Annotated in this window: 26 protein-coding genes; 11 read left to right on the top strand and 15 right to left on the bottom strand. The window is 32.0% G+C overall.

Annotated elements, in window-relative coordinates:
* Positions 1 to 622 precede the first annotated feature (622 nt).
* The 7 genes from B0A57_RS01380 to rsfS all read right to left on the bottom strand — a co-directional run bounded on the left by B0A57_RS01380 (position 623) and on the right by rsfS (position 6239).
* Positions 623 to 1489, bottom strand: coding sequence for a superoxide dismutase (locus B0A57_RS01380; RefSeq protein WP_011962769.1), 867 nt, complete (start codon positions 1487 to 1489; stop codon positions 623 to 625).
* Positions 1490 to 1492: 3 nt separating this feature from the next.
* Complete coding sequence (locus tag B0A57_RS01375) at positions 1493 to 1762, bottom strand: acyl-CoA-binding protein (protein ID WP_011962768.1); 270 nt, start codon at positions 1760 to 1762, stop codon at positions 1493 to 1495.
* Positions 1763 to 2413 (bottom strand): phosphatidylserine decarboxylase family protein, encoded by a 651-nt coding sequence (locus B0A57_RS01370; protein WP_034097875.1) that lies wholly within the window; start codon positions 2411 to 2413, stop codon positions 1763 to 1765.
* Complete coding sequence (locus B0A57_RS01365; RefSeq protein WP_034097873.1) at positions 2403 to 3209, bottom strand: phosphatidate cytidylyltransferase; 807 nt, start codon at positions 3207 to 3209, stop codon at positions 2403 to 2405. The genes B0A57_RS01370 and B0A57_RS01365 overlap by 11 nt, the downstream gene beginning before the upstream one ends.
* A 1-nt stretch (position 3210) precedes the next feature.
* Positions 3211 to 3816, bottom strand: coding sequence for a hypothetical protein (locus tag B0A57_RS01360; RefSeq protein ID WP_011962765.1), 606 nt, complete (start codon positions 3814 to 3816; stop codon positions 3211 to 3213).
* 108 nt (positions 3817 to 3924) lie between these two features.
* Positions 3925 to 5856, bottom strand: a complete 1932-nt coding sequence (gene ftsH / locus B0A57_RS01355; RefSeq protein WP_011962764.1) for an ATP-dependent zinc metalloprotease FtsH — start codon at positions 5854 to 5856, stop codon at positions 3925 to 3927.
* A gap of 11 nt (positions 5857 to 5867) precedes the next feature.
* Complete coding sequence (rsfS, locus tag B0A57_RS01350) at positions 5868 to 6239, bottom strand: ribosome silencing factor (protein WP_011962763.1); 372 nt, start codon at positions 6237 to 6239, stop codon at positions 5868 to 5870.
* A 94-nt stretch (positions 6240 to 6333) separates the two neighbouring features.
* On the opposite strand from rsfS, the gene B0A57_RS01345 reads away from it, so the two are divergent.
* Entirely contained in the window at positions 6334 to 7062 is a 729-nt protein-coding gene (locus B0A57_RS01345) for a biotin--[acetyl-CoA-carboxylase] ligase (protein WP_034097891.1), read from the top strand.
* A 62-nt stretch (positions 7063 to 7124) separates the two neighbouring features.
* Here B0A57_RS01345 and lgt read toward each other — a convergent pair whose 3' ends face one another.
* The 4 genes from lgt to folE form a co-directional block, all read right to left on the bottom strand.
* Positions 7125 to 8090: a prolipoprotein diacylglyceryl transferase gene (lgt, locus tag B0A57_RS01340; protein ID WP_011962761.1), complete on the bottom strand. Its 966-nt coding sequence runs from the start codon at positions 8088 to 8090 to the stop codon at positions 7125 to 7127.
* Between the two features lie 142 nt (positions 8091 to 8232).
* Complete coding sequence (gene yidD / locus B0A57_RS01335; RefSeq protein ID WP_011962760.1) at positions 8233 to 8460, bottom strand: membrane protein insertion efficiency factor YidD; 228 nt, start codon at positions 8458 to 8460, stop codon at positions 8233 to 8235.
* A gap of 4 nt (positions 8461 to 8464) precedes the next feature.
* Positions 8465 to 9952, bottom strand: coding sequence for a cysteine--tRNA ligase (gene cysS / locus B0A57_RS01330; protein WP_034097872.1), 1488 nt, complete (start codon positions 9950 to 9952; stop codon positions 8465 to 8467).
* 141 nt (positions 9953 to 10093) lie between these two features.
* Positions 10094 to 10765 carry a GTP cyclohydrolase I FolE gene (gene folE, locus B0A57_RS01325; RefSeq protein ID WP_011962758.1) on the bottom strand — a complete coding sequence of 224 codons (672 nt, stop codon included), beginning with the start codon at positions 10763 to 10765 and terminating at the stop codon, positions 10094 to 10096.
* 173 nt (positions 10766 to 10938) lie between these two features.
* Between folE and B0A57_RS01320 the strand changes: the two genes are divergently transcribed.
* Together B0A57_RS01320 and B0A57_RS01315 are read left to right on the top strand one after the other, a co-directional pair.
* Positions 10939 to 11367, top strand: a complete 429-nt coding sequence (locus B0A57_RS01320; RefSeq protein ID WP_011962757.1) for a hypothetical protein — start codon at positions 10939 to 10941, stop codon at positions 11365 to 11367.
* Between the two features lies 1 nt (position 11368).
* Positions 11369 to 14908, top strand: a complete 3540-nt coding sequence (locus B0A57_RS01315; protein ID WP_089081990.1) for a T9SS type B sorting domain-containing protein — start codon at positions 11369 to 11371, stop codon at positions 14906 to 14908.
* A gap of 688 nt (positions 14909 to 15596) precedes the next feature.
* Here B0A57_RS01315 and B0A57_RS01310 read toward each other — a convergent pair.
* Positions 15597 to 16127, bottom strand: coding sequence for a hypothetical protein (locus B0A57_RS01310; protein ID WP_080731707.1), 531 nt, complete (start codon positions 16125 to 16127; stop codon positions 15597 to 15599).
* A gap of 89 nt (positions 16128 to 16216) precedes the next feature.
* Here B0A57_RS01310 and B0A57_RS01305 point away from each other — a divergent pair, with 89 nt between their 5' ends.
* On the top strand, positions 16217 to 16426 hold the full coding sequence (locus B0A57_RS01305; protein WP_011962753.1) for a hypothetical protein: 210 nt from the start codon (positions 16217 to 16219) through the stop codon (positions 16424 to 16426).
* Between the two features lie 77 nt (positions 16427 to 16503).
* The gene (locus B0A57_RS01300) at positions 16504 to 17379 is read left to right on the top strand and encodes a hypothetical protein (RefSeq protein WP_011962752.1); all 876 of its coding nucleotides are present in this window, start codon (positions 16504 to 16506) and stop codon (positions 17377 to 17379) included.
* A 77-nt stretch (positions 17380 to 17456) separates the two neighbouring features.
* Here the strand turns inward: B0A57_RS01300 and B0A57_RS01295 are convergent, their stop codons facing one another.
* A complete protein-coding gene (locus B0A57_RS01295) occupies positions 17457 to 18758 on the bottom strand; it encodes a dihydrolipoamide acetyltransferase family protein (protein ID WP_034097858.1) in 1302 nt (433 codons plus the stop codon).
* Positions 18759 to 18855: 97 nt separating this feature from the next.
* Positions 18856 to 20022: a glycosyltransferase family 2 protein gene (locus B0A57_RS01290; protein WP_011962750.1), complete on the bottom strand. Its 1167-nt coding sequence runs from the start codon at positions 20020 to 20022 to the stop codon at positions 18856 to 18858.
* 658 nt (positions 20023 to 20680) lie between these two features.
* Here B0A57_RS01290 and B0A57_RS01285 point away from each other — a divergent pair.
* Positions 20681 to 22543: an ABC-F family ATP-binding cassette domain-containing protein gene (locus B0A57_RS01285; protein WP_034097856.1), complete on the top strand. Its 1863-nt coding sequence runs from the start codon at positions 20681 to 20683 to the stop codon at positions 22541 to 22543.
* A 62-nt stretch (positions 22544 to 22605) separates the two neighbouring features.
* On the opposite strand, the gene B0A57_RS01280 is transcribed toward B0A57_RS01285, so the two are convergent.
* The gene (locus tag B0A57_RS01280; RefSeq protein ID WP_011962748.1) at positions 22606 to 22980 is read right to left on the bottom strand and encodes a hypothetical protein; all 375 of its coding nucleotides are present in this window, start codon (positions 22978 to 22980) and stop codon (positions 22606 to 22608) included.
* A gap of 98 nt (positions 22981 to 23078) precedes the next feature.
* On the opposite strand from B0A57_RS01280, the gene B0A57_RS01275 reads away from it, so the two are divergent.
* The 5 genes from B0A57_RS01275 (at position 23079) to B0A57_RS01255 (ending at position 26201) form a co-directional block, all read left to right on the top strand.
* Positions 23079 to 23426, top strand: coding sequence for a helix-turn-helix domain-containing protein (locus tag B0A57_RS01275; protein ID WP_011962747.1), 348 nt, complete (start codon positions 23079 to 23081; stop codon positions 23424 to 23426).
* A gap of 106 nt (positions 23427 to 23532) precedes the next feature.
* Positions 23533 to 24300 carry an O-methyltransferase gene (locus B0A57_RS01270; RefSeq protein WP_034097861.1) on the top strand — a complete coding sequence of 256 codons (768 nt, stop codon included), beginning with the start codon at positions 23533 to 23535 and terminating at the stop codon, positions 24298 to 24300.
* A 165-nt stretch (positions 24301 to 24465) separates the two neighbouring features.
* Positions 24466 to 25152 carry an ABC transporter ATP-binding protein gene (locus B0A57_RS01265; RefSeq protein ID WP_011962745.1) on the top strand — a complete coding sequence of 229 codons (687 nt, stop codon included), beginning with the start codon at positions 24466 to 24468 and terminating at the stop codon, positions 25150 to 25152.
* Positions 25153 to 25235: 83 nt separating this feature from the next.
* Entirely contained in the window at positions 25236 to 25805 is a 570-nt protein-coding gene (locus tag B0A57_RS01260; protein WP_011962744.1) for a cob(I)yrinic acid a,c-diamide adenosyltransferase, read from the top strand.
* A gap of 174 nt (positions 25806 to 25979) precedes the next feature.
* Positions 25980 to 26201 carry a DUF2795 domain-containing protein gene (locus B0A57_RS01255; protein WP_011962743.1) on the top strand — a complete coding sequence of 74 codons (222 nt, stop codon included), beginning with the start codon at positions 25980 to 25982 and terminating at the stop codon, positions 26199 to 26201.
* Positions 26202 to 26225 lie beyond the last annotated feature (24 nt).

The following is a 26225-nucleotide window of genomic DNA, read 5'->3' as shown; positions in this document are numbered from 1 at the left end:
TGTATGTTTTTTTATCCCAGTAAATTTAAACTTTAAATGGTATTACAACTATTAAAACCTCACCGTTAAGCTTGAAAAAAGGAGTCCAAATACAAAATTCAGAATGCAGGTTTTTAGACAGTCTTGCGTTTCGCCAGTTAAGCAAGTTTCAAATTTTCAGCGATAACGTAAACGAATATTGATTTGAAAAAAAAGATTTTTACTAAATTTTTATGAGAAATCTCATACCCCACAATTTCGTGAAAAGCTGTTGGTGTATAATGCTTTTATTCAAGTTTTAATTTCCTGTCCAATCCTAATTATATCATTTTTCGCAAAGTAAAAAATCTTACTTCTCTTACAATACTCGCCATTCTTGAAATATAAGATTTTGTAGTGCTGCTTTTATGAGCAAGTTCTCCTTGTGTGATGCTTTTCAATTGTAGCTTCCCCAAATTAATACTCCAAGTTCAAACCACTTTTCGTAACTTTTTTTAGTTTATCAAGTTTTCGATCCGTGTTGTATCAAATATTTAGACACTACTCTTGCGTTTCGTGTCGCTTATGGGTGTGTCTGCTAGCTCACAAATTAAGCTAATCTACAACAAAATAATTCAAACCAATAAAAAATGTAATTATTAAATTATTTTTTAAACTCATCCGGTATAACTGTTTCTTTAGCTTGGTCAGGAACAGCAGTTTCGGTTGTTGCTGTTGGCGCAACAAATGAAGAGGTAACTTTGGGAAAAGCGTCGTATTTTTTTAATACTTCATTCCAGTTTATAACACTAAAAAAAGTATTTACATATTCTCGCTTCTTATTTTGAAATTTTAAATAATAGGCGTGTTCCCAAAGATCTAAATTTAAAAGAGGAATTCCTGTAAAACCTAAGTTTTTCATTAACGGATTGTCATTATTTGGGGTGGTTACAATGCGCAATTTTCCGTATTTATCAGAAACTAACCAAGCCCAACCTGAACCAAATACTTTGAGTGAAGCTTCTGTAAATTGGGTTCTAAAACCATCAAAAGAACCAAAATCTCTAATAATAGCTTCTAATAAATCTCCTTCTGGTTCGCCTCCTGCATTGGCTGCCATATTTTCCCAAAAAAGGTTATGATTATAAAAACCACCTGCATTGTTTCTAATTTCGGTATCGGATAAATTTAGGTTTTTAAATATATCGTTTAACGCAAGTGTTTCGTATTTTGTACCAATTATTGCTTTATTTAAGTTATTTACGTAACCCAAATGATGTTTGGAATAATGAATTTCGAGTGTTGTTGCATCAAAATTGGGTTCGAGTGCTTTGTATGTATATGGTAGTTCGTACATTTTAAAAGCGCCTTCTACAGCTTTTACATCGGTTGCATTACTTGTACCTTCTTTTACTTTTACAACTTCAAGGGGGGTTACAGGCACATCAACCTGCTCTACCAATGTGCTCTTTTTACATGAAACTACCACTGTTAATGCCAATATAATAACGAATAACTGTTGGGTTTTCATATACTATTTATTTGAAATTTTATTAATAATATCGATATAACTTTGTTTTGCTTCTTCGACAGAAATATGACTTATTTGCAACCATGCATTATTCTTAAAAGCATCTCTAACATCTAAATTTGAGTAATTTACACTTCCTAAAGAACCAAAAGTTGCTTGCTTATAATAAGCATAACATCGCAACTGCACGTCTTGTGGCAATGAAGATTGTGCAATGGTTTGTGCAAGATGTATGGCTTCTTGAAATTGTGTTTCTAAATCTTTTTCAAACATTTAACCTAAAGCTATAATTGTTTTGTTTCCTATGGCTACTTCGTTTAGCTTTACATTTACTTTTGTTCCTAAAGGTAAAAATAAATCTACTCGTGAACCAAATTTTATAAATCCAGCATCTGTTCCCTGAATTACTTGCGTGCCTTCTTCTGCATAATTTACAATTCGTTTTGCAAGAGCTCCTGCAATTTGTCTGTATAGTATTTCGCCAAAGACTTTATTTTCGACAACTACTGTTGTACGCTCGTTTTCGGTACTTGCTTTAGGATGCCATGCCACTAGAAATTTTCCTGGGTGGTATTTGCTGTATTTTACGACTCCAGAAACTGCATATCGTGTAACATGCACGTTTATAGGTGACATAAATATAGAAACTTGCAAACGTTTGTCTTTGAAATATTCTGGCTCGAAAACTTCTTCTATAACGACTACCTTACCATCTACGGGTGCTACAATCTGACTGTCATTTGCAACAATATTACGGTTTGGATTTCTGAAAAATTGTAAAATGATAATATAAAATAACAACGCTACCAGCTGAACTGTAATCTTAAGCCAACTTAAATTGATGAACTCTCCTGCTAATACAATACTTGTAACAAATAAAAATGTTGCTACTAAAATAATTTTCGAACCTTCCTTATGAAACATATACTATAATTTTATAAAATAAAAATAAAAATGGAGCAACAAATATAATACTGTCTAACCGATCTAGCATACCGCCATGACCTGGCATTATATTTCCACTATCTTTTACGTTAGCCATTCGTTTAAATTTAGATTCGACCAAATCGCCAATTGTGCCAAAAAAACTAACTATTATTGCTGTTATTATCCAAAAATAAGTTGGTTTTAAAGGGTCGTAGTTTGCAATTATAACTGCAGCAATTATTGCAAAAACTAAACCGCCTATAAATCCTTCTATTGTTTTTTTGGGAGAGATAGATTCGAATAATTTATTTCTTCCAATAGTTTTTCCTACAATATAAGCAAAAGTATCATTCGTCCAAATGAGTACAAATATACTAATTAGTAATGTAGGGGCAAAAATACCATTAAAACTTGAAATTTTTACGATAAATATAAAAGGCAAAATAATATATCCGATTAGATTTACCCACTTTCCTTGCGTATCTATTGCAATTCTTTTTTCTTTGAATAACCAAAACAACAATCTAATAGATACAAATAAGGAAGCAAGAATTAGCCCAAAATCAGTCGATCTATTTTCGGTCAAGAAACAAGCAAAGATAAAATATAATAAGCCAGCCATTAGCATTGCTGGTATTTTTGGTAAAAATATCAAATTGCAAAATTCTCGTACGGTTTGCAACATAAATACACCAAAAAGCAATAAAAATGATTCTCTAGAATAAAGTGTGGCAGAGACCAGCAGTAGTATATACACTAGCCCTGATAATGAACGTGTTACATTTTCATTCATTTTACAAATCTTCTAAAAGCAATAAATACAAATGTTTTGGAGAACTTCCGTAGTGCAAGAAATCTTCTTCTTTTACTTTTTCAAAATATTTAAAAGTAGTAATATTTGTAGGATAATCTGTGGTATAACGTTTTTTTATTCCCCTCAAACCATCACCTTTATTTAATATAATTTGGCTTGTGGTTGCTACTAAAACTATATTATCAGGTAAATCGTTTGGTTTATTTTGTTTAATTTGATTTGATGAAAATAATACTGACCCTTCATCGGCAATGAGGTTTTCGCAACTAGCCAAAAGAAATTTTGGATCTTGTGGCTTATCGAAAGAAATCTTGTTATCCTCAAGCATTCTAAATAATCTTGACTCTAAACACATGGCCTCAGATTCGAACCAATCGTTTTCTTCTAAAATATTTTCAAATTGCTCGCTTAGTTCGGCTGTATTTTCACAATACAAAAACTTACCTCCATTCTTTTTAAAATTATAAGTAAACTGTTCGTCTACAGGGATTTGGGAATCAATGCCCTGAAACGGATTGAAGTCATTTTCGTTAGTATCGTTTGGCGTTTCACTACTTGAGCCAAATATTTTTCTAAAAATACTCATATACTTAAAATACGTGGAAATTATTACTTAATTGCTACCAAAGATAAAAAAATCTCAATCGAATTAAGCAATTAGATTGAGATTTTTAAGTATGTTATTAACTAAGTTTTAAACAATTTGAGGAATTGCCTCAACAAAATTTTCTTTATCGAATGGTCTTTTTCCAAAAATAGTTTCTAAATCGTCTTTAAAAATAACCTCTTTTTCTATAAGAATATCTGCCAACTGATTTAGCTTGTCTTTGTGCAATTCAAGAAGCGCAATAGCTCGTTGATATTGTCCTTCTATTAAAATTGAAATTTCTTGATCGATTGTTCTAGCTGTTTCTTCAGAATATGGTTTAGAAAAATTATAATCTGATTGCCCTGACGAATCATAATAAGTGATATTTCCTAACTTATCATTAAGTCCGTAAACAGTAACCATTGCTCTTGCTTGTTTGGTAACTTTTTCTAAATCGCTTAAAGCTCCTGTCGAAATGTTATTAAAAATAACTTTTTCGGCAGCTCTTCCTCCCATGGTAGCACACATTTCGTCTAGCATTTGGTTGGGACGCACAATTTGTCTTTCTTCTGGCAAATACCAAGCGGCTCCTAAACTTTGTCCACGTGGCACAATTGTTACTTTAATAAGTGGTGCTGCGTGTTCTAGCATCCAACTTACAGTGGCATGGCCCGCTTCGTGTATCGCTATGGCTTTCTTTTCTTCTGGTGTAATTATTTTATTTTTCTTTTCTAATCCTCCTACAATTCTATCTACAGCATCTAGAAAATCTTGTTTATCTACAGCCGTTTTATTATTTCTTGCTGCGATAAGTGCGGCTTCGTTACAAACATTTGCTATATCTGCTCCTGAAAAACCTGGCGTGTGTTTGGCAAGAAATTCGGTATCAAGATTCTCTACTTTTTTTAGTGGCGCAAGATGCACGGCAAAAATTTCTGCACGTTCTGTAATGTTAGGTAAATCGACATATATTTGACGATCGAAACGCCCAGCACGCATTAAAGCTTTGTCTAAAACATCGGCTCTATTTGTTGCTGCAATTACGATTACGTTAGAATTTGTCCCGAAACCATCCATTTCTGTAAGTAACTGATTTAATGTGTTTTCACGTTCGTCATTTCCACCAGACATATTTCCTTTTCCACGCGCACGCCCTACTGCATCAATCTCGTCTATAAAAATAATAGAGGGCGATTTATCTTTAGCTTGTTTAAACAAATCACGAACACGTGAAGCACCTACTCCTACAAACATTTCGACAAAATCTGATCCCGATAATGAGAAAAAAGGAACTTGAGCTTCTCCTGCAACAGCTTTTGCTAATAATGTTTTCCCTGTTCCTGGAGGTCCTACTAGTAGTGCTCCTTTTGGGATTTTACCTCCTAAATTAGTATATTTTGTTGGGTTTTTAAGAAACTCTACAATTTCTTGTATTTCTTCTTTTGCACCTTCTAATCCAGCTACGTCTTTGAAGGTAGTTTTAATATCTGTTTTTTCATCAAAAAGTTTTGCTTTAGATTTTCCGATGCTAAAAATTTGAGGGCCACCAGCTCCTGAACCTCCACCTGACATGCGTCGCATCATGTAAATCCAGAATCCTATCAGTAAAATAATGGGAAGAAAACCAACTAAATCTGTCCACTCACTCGATGTTTTATAATCAACCCCTATGCTATTTGTTTTTCTAGCTTCTTCTAATTTATTTTGAAAACTTTCAGAATTAGTAGCTATTTGAAAAGTATAATGTGGCCCAAGATTTGGTTTCTGCAACAAATCTAGCTTAGGGATTTTAGCATGTACTTTTTGAGTTAAAGCTTCTTTTTTCAGATAAACTTCAACTGTTTTATCATTTACAATTTCTACTTTATCAACCTGATTGGCATCTAAAAATTCATAAAATTTTGATATTGAAGTTTTTGTAGGTTCTACCCAACGAGATTGACCAGAAAACCACATTGTAACGAAAATAGCTGTAATAACGCCATAAATCCACCACGGATTAAACTTAAAACTATTCTTTTTTATCTCTTTAGACATAACTACTTTATTTAATATTTGTTTTCAATAGTGGTAATTTTTGCATCACCCCAAAGACTTTCAATGTCATAATACTCACGAATGTGTTTCTGAAAAACGTGTACTACAATATGCACATAATCCATTAAAACCCAATCTGCAACATCTGATCCCTCTACGTGCCAAGGCTTGTCTTTTAGTTCTTTCGAAACTACTTTCTGAATAGAATTTACAATCGCATTTACTTGTGTATTAGAATTTCCATTACAAATTACAAAATAATCACAAACTGTATTTTCTAATGCTCTTAAATCAAGAATTGTTATGTCGTTACCTTTTACTTCTTCTATTCCCTTGATGATGTTTGCTAACAAAACATCATTATTAATTTCTTTTTTAGCCATCTAATTTTTAAAATATTTTTGCAAAGTTATTGATTTTTGTGCTTATTTTGGTCGTAAATTAATGTTAATTGCAAATACTTACAAAAACTTACTCATGAAGTTAATCAAACTCGATGCCATAGATTCTACTAATGATTTTCTGAAAGGATTATCGCAAAAAGAAAATCTAGAAAACTATACGGTTGTTACGGCTAAAACTCAAACAAAAGGCAAAGGCCAAATGGGAGCTAAATGGGATTCAGAAACTGGTAAAAATTTAATAACCAGTATTTTAATAAAAGAAACCATACTTAATATTCATGAAATTTTTAATCTAAATATTGTAATTGCTGTGAGTATTATTCAGGTGTTAAAAGATATTAAAATTCCTAACTTAAATATAAAATGGCCTAACGACATTATGGCAGAAAATAAAAAAATAGCTGGCATACTTATAGAAAATAGTATTAAAGAAAATGGAAAAATAGAATCTATCGTGGGAATTGGATTAAATATAAACCAAACGAACTTCGATAATTTACCTAAAGCTTCTTCTTTAAAGAATATAACGCATCAGGATTATGATATTGACACGCTGCTAGAAAAGATTGTAACGAAAATTGAAAACAATAGTAACAAACTAAAAAACAATGATGTCGATTGTTTTTGGAATGATTATGAAAGTTATTTATTTAAAAAAGGGAAACCTACTGTTTTTGAAGATATAAATAAGCAACGATTTATGGGAATTATAAATGGTGTAAATCGAAGAGGACAACTGGAGATTGTCTTAGAAGATGATAGTTTGAAATGTTTTGAAGTAAAACAACTCGTAATGGTTTGAGTAGTCCTAATAATAAGCACCGCTTTTTTTTAAGACTACTCATATAATTTTTTATTTTTTTTTTAGATTACTTCTTTTTTTGCTCTAAAAACAAAAAACAATCCTGCTATTACAAACGGAATACTTAACCACTGACCCGTAGATAATAACCCTAAAGCAGACTCGAAACCTCCTTGACTTTCTTTAACAAATTCGACAAGAATTCTTACCGAAAATAACATTATTAAGAACATTCCAAAAAGAAAACCTTGTTTTTGGCGTGCATCTGTTTTCCAATATAAAAAGAATAAAATAGCAAAAACAAAAACATATCCAAATGCTTCATACAATTGAGATGGATGTCTGAACGGAATTTTATTTAATGTTTCTACAAAATTTGGGTCCGTTTCTATAAGTTTGTAAGCTTTATTTAAATCGCTTGTTTGTGTAATTTGATATATATTTTTATCGATCCAAAACTCATCTTCACGGATAAATTTAACACCATAAAAAGGTTTGCCAGAAACAATAGGGCCATAAATTTCAGAATTGAAAAAATTACCCAATCTTACAAAAATAGCGCCACTAGCAACTGGAATTACCACCCTGTCTAGAATCCATAAAATAGGTCTTTTAAGTGTTTTTGTAGCATAAAAATACATTGTAATGATAACTGCAACAGCAGCACCATGACTGGCTAATCCTCTAAAACCTGTAAATTCCCAACCTTTTATAAAATAAAATAAAGTAGCGTTTGGATTTTCTCGTATTGGTAAGAAAATTTCAAGCAAATGGTCTGGATAATAACTACTCCAATTATAGAAAATAACATCGCCCAATCTGGCACCTATTAATATAGCAAGAACCATATATATAAATAAACTATCTAATTTTTCGATAGGTTCATTTTCTCTTTTAAAAATTGGTTTCATGATTAGCCAACCTAACATAAATGCGACTACAAACATTAAACTGTAAAAATGAAGGGTAAATGAACCAATATTTATTCCCTCCGAAGGATTCCAAACTATTTGTAAAAAATGTGTCATGTTTTTGTTTTATGATATTTGGTGTAAGCCAAAAGTAGTATTTTAATTTTTAATTGCTTCGCTTGTTTGCTATCAATGTTTTAAATTAGGATTTTTTTAACTTCAACAGTCGGTATTTATGTTCGTTATTTCAAACAAAATTTTAAGGAACTGGATCATAACCACTTGCTCCCCAAGGATGACAACTTAAAATTCTTTTGGCTCCAAGATAACTCCCTTTAAATAAACCATGTTTTTGCAAAGCCTCGGCAGTATAATGAGAACAAGTTGGCGTAAACCTACAAGTTGCTGGAGTTAGTGGCGAAATGACGATTTGATAAAATCGAACCAAGAATAGAAAGGGAAATATTAGAACTTTTTTTAAACTCAAAATATTATATTGAAAATGTTGTACCTTCTTTTGAATCTTTTAATTGAATTCCTAAAGCCAATAACTGATCTCTAATCTGATCAGACATTGCAAAATCTTTATTATCTCTTGCTTGCTTTCTCATTTGGATTAACATTTCTACAACGCCATCTAATTTATCATTGTTGTTTGTCGCTAATTTTTCGCCTTCCAATCCTAACACATCAAAAACAAAAGCATTCATAGTAGTTAAAAAATCTAATAAATCTTCCGTTGTAATTGTCTCTTTATTTTCTTTTAATACATTTACAAAACGAACACCTTCAAACAAATGAGCAATAAGAATAGGCGTGTTAAAATCGTCATTCATAGCATCATAACAATTTTGTTTCCAAGCTTTTATATCTATCGAAGTAGTGTTTGATGTTGTAAATTGAGCTGTGTTTTTCAAACTCCCAATAGCTTCCATTAATCGATAAAACCCTTTTTCGGCTGCCAGAATAGCATCGTTAGTAAAATCGAGATTACTACGATAATGCGCTTGCAACATAAAAAATCGTGCTACCGATGCGGAAAAAGCTTTGGTTAAAAACGGACTTCCACCTGAATATATTTCGCTAGGCAAAATATTATTTCCCGTAGATTTCGACATTTTTTTTCCGTTAAGAGTTAGCATATTGGCATGCATCCAATAATTTACAGGCTCTTGCCCAGTACAAGCTTCTCCTTGAGCAATTTCACACTCATGATGCGGAAATTTAAGATCCATACCGCCCCCATGAATATCGAAATGATTTCCTAAATACTTAGTACTCATAGCAGTACATTCCAGATGCCAACCTGGAAAACCATCGCTCCAAGGCGAAGGCCAACGCATAATATGTTCTGGTTCGGCTTTTTTCCAGAGCGCAAAATCCTGATGATTTCTCTTATCGCTCTGACCGTCGGTATCTCGAGTATTAGCCAGCATATCTTCAATATTTCTGCCGCTTAACTTACCATAATGATTACTTTCATTAAATTTTACGACATCAAAATAAACAGAACCGTTAGACTCATAACCAATTCCTTTGTTTATAATAGTTTTAACAATTTCAATTTGTTCTATAATATGTCCCGTAGCAGTAGGCTCGATACTTGGTGGCAGCAAGTTATAAGCTTTCAATACATTATGAAAATCGACAGTATAACGCTGTACAATTTCCATAGGTTCTAGTTGTTCTAGCTTGGCTTTTTTGGCAATTTTATCCTCACCGTGATCTACATCATCTACAATATGACCAACATCGGTAATATTTCGTATATAACGAACTTTATAACCCAAATGCAAAAAGTAGCGATAAATAACGTCAAACGACATAAAAGTTCTTACATTTCCTAAATGAACATTGCTATACACAGTGGGGCCACAAACATACATACCAATATTCCCTTCATTTATAGGTGAAAAAATTTCTTTCTCGCCCGAAAGCGAATTGTATATTTTTATAGATTGCGATTTATATAATGGCATTTTTTTATTTTTTTTAGGAGCTTTTTCCTGCTTTACGTTTCAATCTTTTTTTCGTGCCTCAAAAAAGGATTTTCACTACAATCAGGGCTAGGGCATTTCGGTCTCTTTAGAATGTTTTTTTTGAAAATCTATCCGTCTTATCTAAAACTTCGTTTCCAACTTAATATAATCAAGAAACTCTCTTTTAGTATCTAAATTCTTAAATTTTCCACCAAATTCCGATGTCACAGTACTACTTTCTATATCTTTTATACCACGAGAGTTTACACAAAGATGTTTAGCATCAATAACACAAGCCACATCATCAGTACCTAAAGCAATTTGCAGTTCTTGCACAATTTGCATCGTTAGTCTTTCCTGAACTTGCGGTCTTTTCGAATAATATTCTACAATACGATTCATTTTAGATAAGCCAATCACAGTTCCTTTCGATATATAAGCCACATGAGCTCTTCCTATAATAGGAAGCAAATGGTGTTCGCAAGTAGAATAAACAACAATGTTTTTCTCAACCAGCATTTCGCCGTACTTGTAATTGTTATCAAAAGTAGATGGTTTTGGTTTTCTCTCAGGATTTAGTCCGCCAAAAATTTCTTTTACAAACATTTTTGCCACACGGTTTGGGGTTCCTGACAAACTATCATCAGTAAGATCCATACCAAGTGTTTGCAAAATATTTTCTACATCTTTTTTTATAGAGTCTATTTTTTGATCATCTGTTAATAAAAACGCATCCTCTCTTACAGGATTTTTTGCATTTGTTGCAATATGATTGTTTCCAATTTCGTCTTGAAAATCGTCGTTATGAGCCATTAAATAAGGATTTAAACAATTAAAAAGTTTATTAAATGCAAATATATGTAATATAATCAAATTTATTAATCGATTTTTAATTATTAAAAACAGAAATAAAATATTAACAAAACATTAATTATTACTTAATTTTTAATTATATTTCGAGCGAATTTTAATTAAACCATTTATTCATGAAATTTATTTACCTCCAAATCACCTTTATTTTTATGATTTCGCAATTTATTTATTCGCAAGAAAACACAAATTGTAATGTAAAGTATAAGACCGAAGTTACAGAATACACAAAACAAGACGTTTATACTGATAAATTTGCCCTTGTAAATTGGGATTTTTCAGACGTAAAAGAAGCCGCAATTAAAATTGAAATAGTGCCTATTTTAGATTGTTTTAATAAAGAGAAAGCTATCGAATATAAAGATCCCTTTTTTATAAATATTGGTAATACTGAAAATGGTGTTACGGGTTCAAAAGTATTAATTCATACTGAAATGATGAGTAAATGTTTTAAATGGAGGGTAATTATTACTAAAACAAATTGCGAAAAAACCTCCGATTGGCAATACTATTATTTTATAAGTGTAACAAATTATAAGAAATAAGATGAAAAAAATAATATTGTTTTTAGTTTTTAGTTTAGTTACTATAAATATTTATTCGCAAGGAACAACATGCGCAACCGCAACCGCTTTTTGCGGAGCAGATATTAATGCTCCTTCCTTGGTATTCCCTAGTGCAACAACAGGTACTGGGACACGTGAGGCATGTTTAATTAGCGTAAAGAACCCTGCGTGGTTTTACTTAAAAATAGAAAAATCAGGACCTTTGGTTTATGATATCATTCAAAATAAATCTTTCGATAGTAATGGTTTGCCAACAGGAACACCAATGGATGTCGATTTTGCGGTTTGGGGACCTTATGCTTCGGCAGTAGGTAACTGTAATAATAGGGTTGACAATTGTAATTTTTGTGGAAATAACACAACTTCACCAGGGGAATACCCTAGACCAGCTCCTGGAAATTTAGTAGATTGTAGCTATTCTGCCCAAGCAGTAGAAAAAATGACAATTCCTAGTGCTACTGCGGGCCAATTTTATTTAGTTATGATTACTAATTATAATGGAGGAGCAGGATTTATAAAACTAGAACAAAGACAGCCAGTTTTACAAACTCACGGCCGTACAGATTGTGATATAGTTTGTGGTGTTTCTTTAGGCCAAAATCGTAAAGAATGTATAGGGACTCCTATAAATATTACAGCAAGCTTTGCCTCTCCAGCTACTAGTACAGCTACAATTCCGTATCAATGGTCATTAGACGGTGTACCACAGCCAGCTTATGATAATATGCAAACTATAACTGTAAATACACCAGGAACTTGGTCTGTAAAAACCACTAGACCTGGCGGCTGTTATCAAGTTACAAGTAGTATGGTGTATAGTAATTATTTAATACCTGCAACACAACCTAAGGATATTGTTCTTTGCACGAGCTCGGCACCACCTTATATATTTCCATCAATAAATAAAAATAGCGAAATTTTAGGAACTCTTTCAGCTTCAGATTACACTATTACATATCATACCTCTCAAGCTTTTGCAAATAATGGCACGGCGGCTATTCCTTTTGCAAGTTTAACTAATTATTTAGCTTCGTCTTCACCAGTTACAATTTATGCTAGAATTGAAGATAACATATCATTTTGTTACACTACTAAGCATTTCGACTTAATTGTGACTACTGCGCCAGCCGGAACATTCACTTATGCTAACCCAACATATTGTACAAGTATTATAACGCCACAACCTATAATACCAGTTGGTTTAACCAGCAGCGGAATTTTTACAACAAACCCATCAACTGGATTAACAATAAATGGAACCACAGGAGAAATTACCCCTAGTACCAGTACTCCAGGAAATTATACTGTAAAATATGAGATTGCTGCATCGCCTTCTTGTCCGCTATATAGCACCTCTACAACAGTTACTATTGCTACGGCACAAGCAATAACAATAAATTGTGGTATAACTACAACTTCTTCGATAACATTTGATTGGACAGCAGCAATAGGAGCTACAGGGTATAATATATCTTACCAAGTAAACACCAATCCAACAGTAAATGTTGGAGCAATTGGCAACGTGCTAACCTATTTAGTATCAGGATTAACTCCAGCAGACACTGTTGTAATTACAGTAACACCAACTGGACCATTAGGTAGTTGTTTTTCATCAAGCAACAAAAGTTGCGTAGCAAATAATTGTACACCACCTACTGCTGCTATATCATATAGTTTACCTAGTACACCTAGCACCTCATTTTGCGAATCAGACACAGCACCTAAATTAGTTAATTTAACTGGAACAGGGCTTTTTGCACCAGGTAATTATACTGCAAATCCAAACACTCTTATTATTAATGCAACTACAGGAACAATTACTCCAAACGGAAGTCCAGCAGCTAATTATACAATAACTTATACTATTCCATCTGCATCTGCAGGTTGTTCTCCAGTAACAGCTACAACATTAGTTACTATACATGCACTACCTACAATTACAGGTGCTTTAAATGCTTGTATTGGAACTACAACCCAACTTACAGGATCAGGAACCGCAAACACAACCAACCCTTGGATTTCTTCCAATAGCGCAGTAGCCACTGTAAGCAATACAGGATTAGTAACAGGAGTTTCGGTAGGAAGTGCAACTATTACTTATAAAAACAGTAATGGATGCGATGTTACAGCCATTGTAACTATAAATGCGCTACCTACAATTACAGGTGCTTTAAATGCTTGTATTGGAACTACAACCCAACTTACAGGATCAGGAACTGCAAACGCAACCAACCCTTGGATTTCTTCTAATAATGCAATAGCCACGGTAAGTAACACAGGATTAGTAACAGGAGTTTCGGTAGGAAGCGCAACTATTACTTATAAAAATAGTAATGGATGCGATATTACAGCTATTGTAACCGTAACGTTACCTACAATTACAGGTGCTTTAAATACTTGTATTGGAACTACAACCCAACTTACAGGATCAGGAACTGCAAACGCAACCAACCCTTGGATTTCTTCCAATAGCGTAATAGCCACGGTAAGCAACACAGGATTAGTAACAGGAGTTTCGGTAGGAAGCGCAACTATTACTTATAAAAATAGTAATGGATGCGATGTTACAGCCATTGTAACCATAAATGTGCTACCTACAATTACAGGAACTTTAAATGCTTGTATCGGATTAACAACCCAACTTACAGGATCGGGAACTGCAAACACAACCAACCCTTGGGCGTCTGACAATATCGCAATAGCCACTGTAAGCAATACAGGATTAGTAACAGGAGTTACGGGTGGAACTGCAATAATTACCTATACAAATAGTAACGGATGTGCTACTAAAGCAACGGTAACTATAAATAATCCATCGGCACCAGGAGTTATAACACCAATAACATATTGTTTAAATGATATAACAAATCCGATTACCGCTACAGGAAGTAATTTATTGTGGTATGCAACAGTAACAGGAGGTGTAGGTTCTACTAGTGCTCCAACCCCTTTAACAACTGCCGTTGGAAACACAAATTATTATGTAAGTCAAACTGTAGGAACTTGTGAGAGTCCAAGAGCAGTAATCACTTCTAATATTTCTGAACCCCCAGCAACTATAGTTGCAACCCCTTCTAATTATTTTGCAGATTTACAGACCATAACTGTTACCGTAACTCCAGCAGGAGAATATGAATATCAAATAGATAATGGCGCTTTTCAAAACAGTAACATATTTGCAAATGTGAGTGCTGGTTTACACAATATAACTGTAAGAAATGAATGCGTATCGAAATCTACGACTGCTTATATTGTAGATTATCCTAGATTCTTTACCCCAAATGGAGACGGATACCATGACACATGGAATATCCCTGAACTAAAAAATCAAGCAAATGCTAAAGTTTTAATTTTTGACAGATTTGGAAAGTTATTAACAGAAATTAGACCTTCTGGAAGTGGTTGGAATGGAACTTTTAATGGAAAAGAACTACCATCAACAGATTACTGGTTTGTAGTTACGTACGAAGAAAATGGAATTACAAAAGAGCATAAATCGCATTTCTCGATGAAACGATAATTGAAATATTTGATTATAAAAAGGAGCAAAAAACTAGTTTTTGCTCCTTTTTTTTACCCGTAAGCCACAGTTTAGCACTTAAAATTACCCTATAAAAAATGTAAACATTCTTGTATTAAATCTACTTCATAAGAAATAAATAATACCATTATACCATTGCGTTTATTAGCGCAATAAACGCACAGTTCATAGAGAAGAACGAGGACCTCAAAATACGAATGACTTGATGAAATTCCCCGTTCCTCATAATGAGAATATAATCAACAAATATCCAAGTATATCTTTATAATATGATATAAGTTATCATTCCGAAGAGCAAAAATTATAATAATATTTTAAAAAAATATTATTCCTTTCTAAAAAGAATAATACGTCTTATAAACCATTTAGCTTAATTTTATTAATCGCAGTATTTTGGGTTAGAATTCTTACTCTAATGTTATTTTTATCAAAGTTCAATAAACCCCGTTTGCAACGAAACCCTCAATCCTTTTAATAATGCCCAAATATTAAATTTTAAATGCGGTTTATAAAAGAATTAAGCCCTTTAAAGTAATATATTTCGAATTGAGAAGTCATATCAAATATATTAAAAATTTGAATTTAAAAAATAATATTACAGCTACCTAAAACATGATTTTTAATAAGTATTAAAAAAAAGATAGTACATGAGAAAAAATATTTATTTCTACACATTTTCATAATCACTCCCTGTTGAAATTTCTTCACTGTTCATTTCGCCTCTTTTAAAACTTTTATTTTGAGTTAGTGTATTTAATTGCGCTTCTAATTGAATAATGTTTTTTTCTAAAACTTCTATTAACTTATCTTTTGTATTAATAGTCTCTAACCTAGATTCTGCAAGCTCTCTGTATTGAAAATTATTATTATAAGGATGCGTTTTTTTTATTTCAACCCCTTTTCCTTCTTCTTTATCATAGGTATCTATATTTTTATCAATATAAACTTGTTTACTATTGTTGTTTTTAATTAAAATATGACCAAATTCATTAACAATCCAATCCCTCCTTAATCTTTTATCTAACCTGCATAATTTATCGATAAACTTATCTGGCAAAGGCACTATACCGTTTAAAACCTGCGAAAAAGAAGATTTATTAGAATACCCCATTAACTTACCTATCTCCTCTTGATTTTTTGCGACCCCCAAACTAATCAGTGTTTTAACAGCTAATTTTATTCTCTCTACTTCCGTCATTTTAAAATAGTTATAAAAAAATTTATATTTTATTTGTTTATAATAAACTTGTTTATATATTTGTTCCGAACTAAAGAACAATTTAAACAATGGACAAAAGTACAAAACAAATAAGAAGTAAATACAATTCAAATATTACAAAATCTTTAGCAGACAAATATAAAATTTCGGAACGCTATGTTAGAATGATAATATCAAATGAAAGAAGTCCTGATTTTCAGGAAGAAATCATTAATGACTACAACAAAATGATTATAAAAGTAAATAATGCATTAATTCCAATTTTAAACAAGGATTAATTACAACCCAACATTGCACAACTTCAAATAGAAATATTTTGATAAAAATTACAAGAAGCAAATAAAAAATAACTAATATGAAAATCATAACTAACATTTCTTCAATAAAATTCATCTCTATAGGGTTAGCTATCTCGTTATTTTGCTGCTTAGGTTTTTCTTATAAAATTTATCATGATTTTAAAATTACAGAAAGAATTTTAAACGCTAAAAAAAATGAAATCATCTCAGAATTAAAAAAATCTAAAGACTCTTTAGAATTAGCTATCTCTGAAAACTCACTATTAAAAACAGATTTAATAATAGAAAGACAAAAAGTAACTAATCTTTTGGATGAGATAAATAATACTAATATTGATCTTGCTTCTTTAATAAAATATAAAACGGAAATTAATCGGCTCAAAAATATTGTAGCTTCTCTCACAAAAGAAAAACTTCAATTAAAGAAAAACAATGAATTACTCAAGATACAAAGAGACAGTACAATTTTAGTTTTAACACAATCTAAAAAATACAATGACACATTAGTAGCCATGAATGAAGATTTAAATAGGGTTATTAGAAAAGGGTCTAAAATTTCAATTATTAATCTAAAAACTTCAACATTAAAACAAACAAAATCAGGAGATTTAGAATCTACAGATAAAGCCAGCAGAGTAAATTTATTGCAAATCACTTTTATGGTTGTGGGTAATAAAATCACTAAACCATGTGAGAAAGAATATTATGTGCAAATAATTGATTCTAAAAATAATATTATTGGCGAAAAAAATACTAAAAATTTTGGAGTTATGATTTTAAATTACAGCTATTATTCGCTAGTAAAATTTAAGAATGAAAGCTTAGAAGTTACTGCCGAAATTACTTTAGAAAATATTAAAAAAGGAAACTACTTTGTGAATGTGTTTGATAAATATAACTTAGTATCTAAAACAACATTTGCCTTAAAGTAATATATTTCGAATTGAGAAGTCATAAAAAAACCGAATGATAAGATTATCATTCGGTTTTTTTTATAAGACTTTATTTACTAAAAATCTCTATTCACATCAAATGCTTCTAAGTAATCTGCAACGCGTTTTACGAAACTTCCTCCTAATGCGCCATCTACAACTCTGTGATCGTATGAGTGCGAAAGGAACATTTTTTGACGAATACCTATAAAATCTCCTTCTGGAGTTTCGATAACTGCTGGTACTTTCCTAATGGCTCCAAGGGCTAAAATTCCTACTTGTGGCTGGTTTATAATTGGTGTGCCAAAAACCGATCCAAAAGTTCCCACATTAGTCACTGTATAAGTCCCGCCTTGTGTATCGTCTGGTTTTAATTTTCCTGCTTTTGCACGATTTCCTAAATCATTTACCGCTTTTGCCATACCAACTAAATTTAATTGGTCTGCATTTTTTATAACTGGAACAATTAAATTACCGTTTGGCAAGGCCGCTGCCATTCCTAAGTTGATATTTTTCTTTTTGATGATATAATCACCATCAACAGAAATATTCATGCCTGGAAAATCCTTTAAAGCTTTTGCTACAGCTTCCATCATTATTGGAGTAAAAGTTAGTTTTTCGCCTTCTCGTTTTTCGAAAGCATCTTTTACTTTATTTCTCCATTTTACGATATTTGTTACATCAACTTCGATAAACGATTGTACGTGTGCCGATGTTTGTACCGAAGCTACCATATAACCAGAAATAAGCTTACGCATTCTATCCATTTCAATAATTTCGTCACCTCCATTTACAGAAACTGGCACTGCTTTTTGGCTTACTGGTTGTTGCTTGGTTGCTTGTACAACAGCCAACTCTTGATTCTTGGTTCTTGGTTCTATTTTTCTATCCGCAACATATTTTAAAAGATCTTCTTTAGTAACTCTTCCTTCTTTTCCTGAACCAGAAATGCTCTCTAATTCAGCTACAGAAACACCTTCTGCCTTAGCGATGTTCTTAACTAATGGTGAAAAGAATTTATCTGAATCTGAAAAATTAACTGGTACCGAAACTGCTTCTTTTGCAGCTTCTACTGTTTTAGTAACCTCTGCTACAGCAACTGGAGTTGCTTCTTGTTTTGCTACAGCAACATCGCCTCCTTCAGTTTCTATAATAGCAATAGTTTGCCCAACTTGAACTAAATCATCTTTGTTGAATAATTGTTCTACCAAAATTCCTGAAACTTCGCTAGGAACTTCGCTATCTACTTTATCGGTAGCTATTTCTAGCACCGCTTCGTCCATTTCAATTTTGTCACCAACTTGTTTTAACCAATTTGTGATAGTCGCTTCTGCAACGCTTTCTCCCATTTTTGGAAGTTTTAATTCAAATCTTGCCATATTGTTTGCCTAAAAGGTTTTTTGGTTTTGATGTTGCAAAAATAATAAATTTAACACGAATTTCACGAATTAAGACCAATTAAAAAAAAATTGAAATCTAGTTTTTAAAATCCGACATTAAAATTACCCCTCCCCTATCATTACTACTATTGCTACCTATAAGATAATCAGTAGTTTGCGGAAGTATTTTAAACGTATGTTTTTTGTATTCCTTCAATTGCATTAATTGCATTATATCTTTAAAATTGATATAATTATTGTCAAATATAAATTCTAACGGTTGTTTGTTTGTAAAATTTTGCGAATAATTTATATTAAAAATATCTTTACCAACAAGAAAAACGTCTTTTTTTAATTCCGTTTGAAGCTTTACTTTTATCAATTTATTATCCGAAATTAAAACATAGCTTTTAGGTGCTATCCTTGCCTTTTGTTTGCCTTGAAACATCTTGATAAATGAGAAAACAACGATTCCTGTTTTCATAAATAGAGAAAAGAAAAGGGATACTTTAAAATGCTTTTTATAAAAGAAATTCATGGCTTCTTGAAAGCGTTTCATATAGGTTTCGTCCTTAATTGTGCTTTCGCCTTTGTAGTGAATTACGGTTGTTTGGTGAAAATAATAATTAGATTTTCCTTTTTGCAAAACCATATAAGACAAATCTATATCGTCTGAATACATGAAACATTTTTCGTCGAAACCACCTACTTCTAGGTATAATTCTCGTTTCATAATCATAAATGCGCCAACTAGAATATCTACTTTTCCTGTTTTATTTTCGCTTAAATGTTGTGCGTAATATTTTCCGAAATAATTTGAAAATTTATACAACCCGAAAATTTTAGTAAATGCCACAAAGGGGGTGGGCACCCCTCGTTTGCTTTCTGGTAAGAAATTTCCGGTTCCGTCTATGAGTTTGCAACCTACTATTCCTAAGTTTTTTTGGCTTTCGGCGAAAGCTAATGTTTTTGCAAAAGTGTCTTCGGAAACAACTGTGTCTGGATTAAGAATGCAAATATATTTGCCTTTTGCCTGAGCAACTCCTATATTATTTCCTTTTGGAAATCCTGAATTTTCCTTATTCTCAATAAGTTTCACCTGTGGAAAACGTTGTTTCATCATTTTGCAACTGTCGTCTGATGAATTATTATCGATTACAATAATTTCTGCATCAATATTTTTAAGTGATTTTTGAACACTTAAAACGCAAAGTTCGAGAAAATAACGAACATTATAATTAAGAATGATAACTGATAGTTGCATATTATAAGTTTAGAGCAACTTGTTTAAGTCGTTGGGTTTTTAATTTTGTGCTAGAAAGATAATAAATCTATTTGATTCTTATCTTTTAATATTTTATAAAATAATGTTTTTTGTTCGGATATAACCAGCTTATAAAGTTTAGCGATTGGTACTCCAATATGATGTTTTTTGATAATCTTAAAGGTTTTTTTTGAACAAAAATATTTTTTTTTTCGAACTTCTTTATCATTTTTTTCCTAAAAATAAAATTAATATCAATCGCTTTTTTTACAAAATATGGCAAAGGGTTCCTTCTATTGATTGTCTGATACTTTCTGAGGTAAGTGAATCTCTGCATTATATTATTAGGGCTGGTTGTGAAATTAAATTGAAATTCTCTTTCGTTAGATGTTTTTTTTGAGTACCCATTTTATTGGATTAGAAAAAACCAAATATACGAAATAATTTTAGATAGAAAGATAGCCCGAAATTTTACAGAAATGCCGTAATATCTCTGATAGCCACGATTGAAGTGAAAATCCTCGCCATTTTTCTTGGCGAGATTGAAACGGAAAGCGGGAAAATGGATGACTGACAATTCCCAAGCCATTCGCTATTAACAAAAAGAAAAGATTGTTTGGTTACTTGCAATGACCTACTTTTGTAAAAAATTACTCTTGTGAATTACTTATCTGTTGAAAATATTTCGAAGTCTTTTGGCGAGCGAACTTTGTTTGATAAAATTTCTTTTGGAATAAACAAAGACCAAAAAATTGCTTTCATTGCCAAGAATGGCTCTGGAAAAACTACGATCATGAATATATTAAATGGTATTGATGATCCTGATACTGGGCAAGTTGTGATTCGCAAAGATATTCGCATGGCTTTTTTGTCTCAGAATCATAATTTGCAAGATGAATTAACTATTGAGGAAAGTATTTTTGCTTCAGATAATGAGACGCTAAAAATTATTGAAGCTTTAGAGAAAGCTTTAGAGAATCCTGAGGATAGTGAAGCGTACCAAAAGGCTTTTGATGGAATGGATCAGCATAATGCTTGGGATTTTGAAACACAGTATAAGCAAATTTTATTCAAATTGAAGTTGGAAGATTTTAAATTGAAGGTTAAAAATCTTTCTGGTGGTCAGAAAAAACGTTTGTCATTGGCTATTATTTTGATTAATCGTCCTGATTTGTTAATTCTTGATGAACCTACAAATCACTTGGATTTAGAGATGATCGAATGGTTAGAAAGTTATTTTGCTAAAGAAAATATTACCTTGTTTATGGTAACGCACGACCGTTTCTTTCTGGAACGTGTTTGTAATGAAATTATTGAGCTAGACAACGGGAAATTATACCAATATAAGGGGAATTATTCTTATTATTTAGAGAAAAAAGAAGAACGCCTTATTTCTGAAAATGCTAGTGTTGATAAGGCGCAAAACTTATTTGTAAAAGAATTAGCCTGGATGCGAAGACAACCAAAAGCGAGAACAACCAAATCGAAATCACGACAAGACGATTTTTATGTTATTAAAGAAAAAGCCGAAAGCCGCCGAAGAGAAAATGTAGTAGAATTAGAAATTAATATGGAACGAATGGGAAGCAAAATTATCGAGCTTCACAAGGTTTCTAAAAAATTTAATGATAAAGTTATTTTAAACGAATTTAGTTTCGATTTTCAGCGTGGTGCCAGAATTGGTATTATTGGGAAAAACGGAACTGGAAAATCTACTTTTTTAAATTTGCTAACCAGTACAATTCCCGCAGATAGTGGTAAGGTTGTGGTTGGAGATACTATAAAGATAGGGTATTATACGCAAAGCGGTATCAATCCTAAACCAGGACAACGGGTTATAGATATTATAAAAGAATACGGAGAATTTATTCCGCTTACGAAAGGAAAAATTATTTCGGCTTCGCAATTGTTAGAGCGTTTCCTTTTTGATAGCAAAAAACAATATGATTATGTAGAAAAACTGAGTGGTGGAGAGCTAAAACGTTTGTATTTGTGTACGGTTTTGATTCAGAATCCTAACTTTTTAATTCTAGATGAGCCAACAAATGATTTAGATATTGTGACATTAAATGTGCTTGAAAGTTTTCTGCTAGATTATCCAGGTTGCTTGCTTGTGGTATCTCACGACCGTTATTTTATGGATAAAATCGTAGATCATTTATTTGTTTTTCGTGGTGAAGGAGAAATTGAAAATTTTCCTGGTAATTATTCTGATTTCCGTGCTTATGAAGATAGTGCCGATGTGGCTCAGAAAGAAGAAAACAAAGCTGAAAAGAAAGATTGGAAACAAAACAATCCGACAGGAAATTTAACTTTTAATGAGCAAAAAGAATATCAAAAGATAGAAAAGGAAATTAAGGATTTAGAAGCTCAAAAAATTGCCATAGAGCAATTGTTTTCGCAAGGAAAAGTTGCAGATGCTGATATTTCTAGTAAAGCAAAAGAACTAGAAAGTATCATTAACAAAATGGAAGATAAAGAAGAACGTTGGTTTGAATTATCTGCAAAAATTGAAGGGTAAAATATAATTGATAAGAACGAATCCCTAATTTTTTACAAAAAAAATTGGGGCTTATCCGAAAATTAAAGTTTTCCTGAAATTTCTTTTTTATACTTGTTAAGTAATGCTTTTGTCATGCCTAGATTTGCTCTTGTAGAATCTACCGCTAAATAAATAAAATATTCATTATTTTCTGATACGTCAATAATATGAATCTGACTTGACAGGTTAATCATAATATCATCTATATTTTGCTTAAGACCAAGTGCACTAATGGCGTTTAGTTTGGCTTTTACAACTTCGAGATTAAAAGCAGCGGCTAACTCTGGATCAAAATCCGATACGATCGAATCGGTATAATACGAAATTCCACTTTTAATTTCAGTTACCGCTACAGCGATATATCCAGAAACATTTTTTTTTAAATCTTCACCGAATTGTTTTAAAAAATCTGACATAGTTTTGAGAGTTTTAGGATTTTATTAATTAAATTAGCAACAAAAATTATTCACTATTTTGTACAAATATACATTATTTTGAATTATAACCAAGTTTTATGAATAATTTTAATGAATTAGGCATTAGGTTTTATAAATACCTAAAAAACAACAACCTTGGCATTAACGATACAGCCAGAATATTAGATTTATCTGGAAGTCAAATTAGCAATATTAAAAACGGAAAAGTTTTTGGTACAGACAAAATGTACAAAATATTGAATGAATTTAAAGATTTAGATGCCAATTGGCTCTTCAGAGGAGTTTCAATTGATGTGCCAAATATTGACATTAATCACCTAAATTATATGATTGAATTACAAAAAGAAAGAATAATTGATTTAAAAAAAGAAAATGCCCAACTAAAAAATGAAATGAAAGAGCTAAATGAAAAACTTAAACGCTAATTACAAATTTATTTTTTTGTAACCCGTTGGTATAATCCGTTTTTTTTTATTTTAACCCCACGGACTATTTTTTAATTTTCTTTAATTCGTCAAATTTATGGTGCAAATGAAACATAGTATAAAATCCTATTTAAAATTCCTCTGGAACTCCAAAAACGAACACGGTGTACATTCTCCGTTTGTGTTTGATTTGGTTACCAAATGCTTTTATGATAAATCATCAAAAATAGAATATTTACTGCTAAAAAACTACCGAAACGCTCTGTTAGCAAATAAAAATACTATTGAAATAACTGATTTTGGTGCTGGTTCAAGAGTTTTTAAATCGAATACACGCCAAATAGCTAAAATTGCAAAAACAGCGGGAATTTCTTCAAAAAGAGCCAAATTGTTATTTAGAATTGTTAATTATTTTCAACCTAATTCTATTTTAGAAATAGGAACTTCATTAGGACTAGCTACTTCTGCCCTATCATTAGGAAATAAAAAGGCAAAAATAAGTACTTTAGAAGGTTGTAAAAACACCGTAAATGAATTGCAATTGCAAAAATTCAATTTCGATAACGTAGAATTTATAAATACAAACTTTTGCGAATACCTCAAAAACCTACAACCTACAACACACAACCTCATTTACTTTGATGGCAATCATGCTAAAAAAGCAACTTTAGATTATTTCGAACTTTTATTACCCACAATTACAAACGATACGGTTTGGATTTTCGATGATATACATTGGTCACAAGATATGGAAGAAGCTTGGAAAATTATTAAAAATCATAAAAAAGTAAAAGTTACGATTGATACTTTTCAGTGGGGAATGGTGTTTTTTAGAGAAGAACAAGAAAAAGAACATTTTGTAATTCGGGTTTAACCACAAAGGACACTAAGAATTCACAAAGTGCACTAAGGTTTGACTCATTTTATTTTGCTTTTTTAATATTTACTTGAAATTTATTTCTTGTGAACTTCGTGGTTAAAATTGTAACATTTTATCCAAAAACGATACTTATATTTACATTTTAATATCAGAAATCAAATGAGTCAGTCTTTAATCAGAATAACCAACATCAAACGAGATTTTGTTCTCGGTAGCGAAATTATAAATGTGCTAAAAGGAATAGATTTACAAATAAACAAAGGCGAATATGTAGCACTCATGGGACCTTCTGGTTCAGGAAAATCGACATTAATGAATATTTTGGGTTGCTTAGACACACCCACTTCTGGAACTTATATCCTGAATAACAAAGACGTTTCGCAAATGATTGACGATGAGTTGGCAGAAATACGCAACAAAGAAATAGGTTTTGTTTTTCAGACTTTCAACCTTTTGCCAAGAACCACCGCTTTAGATAACGTGGCGCTACCAATGATTTATGCTGGTTTTTCAAAAGCAGAACGCAATATTCGTGCTACCGAAGTATTAAACCAAGTAAATCTAGGAGACCGAATGGATCATCAACCCAACCAACTTTCGGGAGGACAAAGACAAAGAGTTGCCATTGCAAGAGCATTAGTAAACAAACCATCTATCATTCTTGCCGACGAACCAACAGGAAATTTAGACAGCAAAACATCGGAAGAAATCATGAAACTCTTTAGCGAAATTCATGGCAACGGAAATACCGTAATCCTTGTTACTCACGAAGAAGATATTGCTGCACATGCCCATAGAATTATTCGCTTACGTGACGGATTAATTGAAAGCGACAATACTAAATAGTTTATTCGTGGATTCGTGGATTTGGTTATTTGATAGTCAAATTCACGAATAACCAAATAACCAAACCAACAAATAAACATCTCATGAAAGTATATACAAAAACAGGAGACAAAGGAACCACAGCCCTTTTTGGCGGAACTCGTGTCCCAAAAGACCATAGTAGAATAGAAAGTTACGGAACTGTTGATGAATTAAATTCGTACATCGGACTCATTCGTGACCAAGAAATAAACCAACACTATAAGAATATCCTAATCGAAATTCAAGACCGATTATTTACCGTTGGAGCCATTCTTGCCACACCGCCAGAGAAAGAAGTAATGAAAAATGGTCAATTGCGCCTTCAAAAACTCGGAATTATAGAAAGTGACATCGAATTATTAGAAAATGAAATCGATACAATGGAAAATTCCCTTCCGCAAATGACACATTTTGTGCTACCAGGCGGACATACTACTGTGTCATATTGTCATATTGCTCGCTGTGTTTGCCGTCGTGCCGAACGTTTAGCCGTGCATTTAAGCCATAACGAACCTGTTGCTGACATAGCAATTAAGTATTTGAACCGACTTTCTGACTACCTTTTTGTCTTGGCACGAAAGTTGACTTCAGACTTACACGCTGACGAAGTAAAATGGATACCTAGAAAATAATTTTAGATATTACATTTCTGATTTTAAATTTAGTATAACACTTAAAATTCAGAAATCTAAAATCAGAAATCTAAAATTCAAAATACGTTCTTAACTTTATTTAAAAATAAATCAAAAAAAACTTGATTTTTTCAGTAGAAAAATTATTTTTGCATTAAATTAAAATTCAAAGAAATGTATTGGACATTAGAATTAGCATCTTATTTAAGTGATGCCCCTTGGCCTGCTACCAAAGACGAATTAATCGACTACGCTATACGAACTGGAGCTCCCTTAGAAGTTGTAGAAAACCTACAATCTATAGAAGATGAAGACGAAACGTATGAGTCGATGGAAGAAATTTGGCCTGACTATCCAACTGACGAAGATTATCTTTGGAACGAGGATGAATATTAGAAATAAAAACTATTAAAAAGTCTC

Origin of the sequence: Flavobacterium psychrophilum DSM 3660 = ATCC 49418, from assembly GCF_002217405.1 — a bacterium.
In the GTDB taxonomy this organism is placed as follows: Bacteria; Bacteroidota; Bacteroidia; order Flavobacteriales; family Flavobacteriaceae; genus Flavobacterium; species Flavobacterium psychrophilum.
Note: the sequence above shows the minus strand (reverse complement) of the source record. Positions and strands in the feature narration are given on the sequence as shown.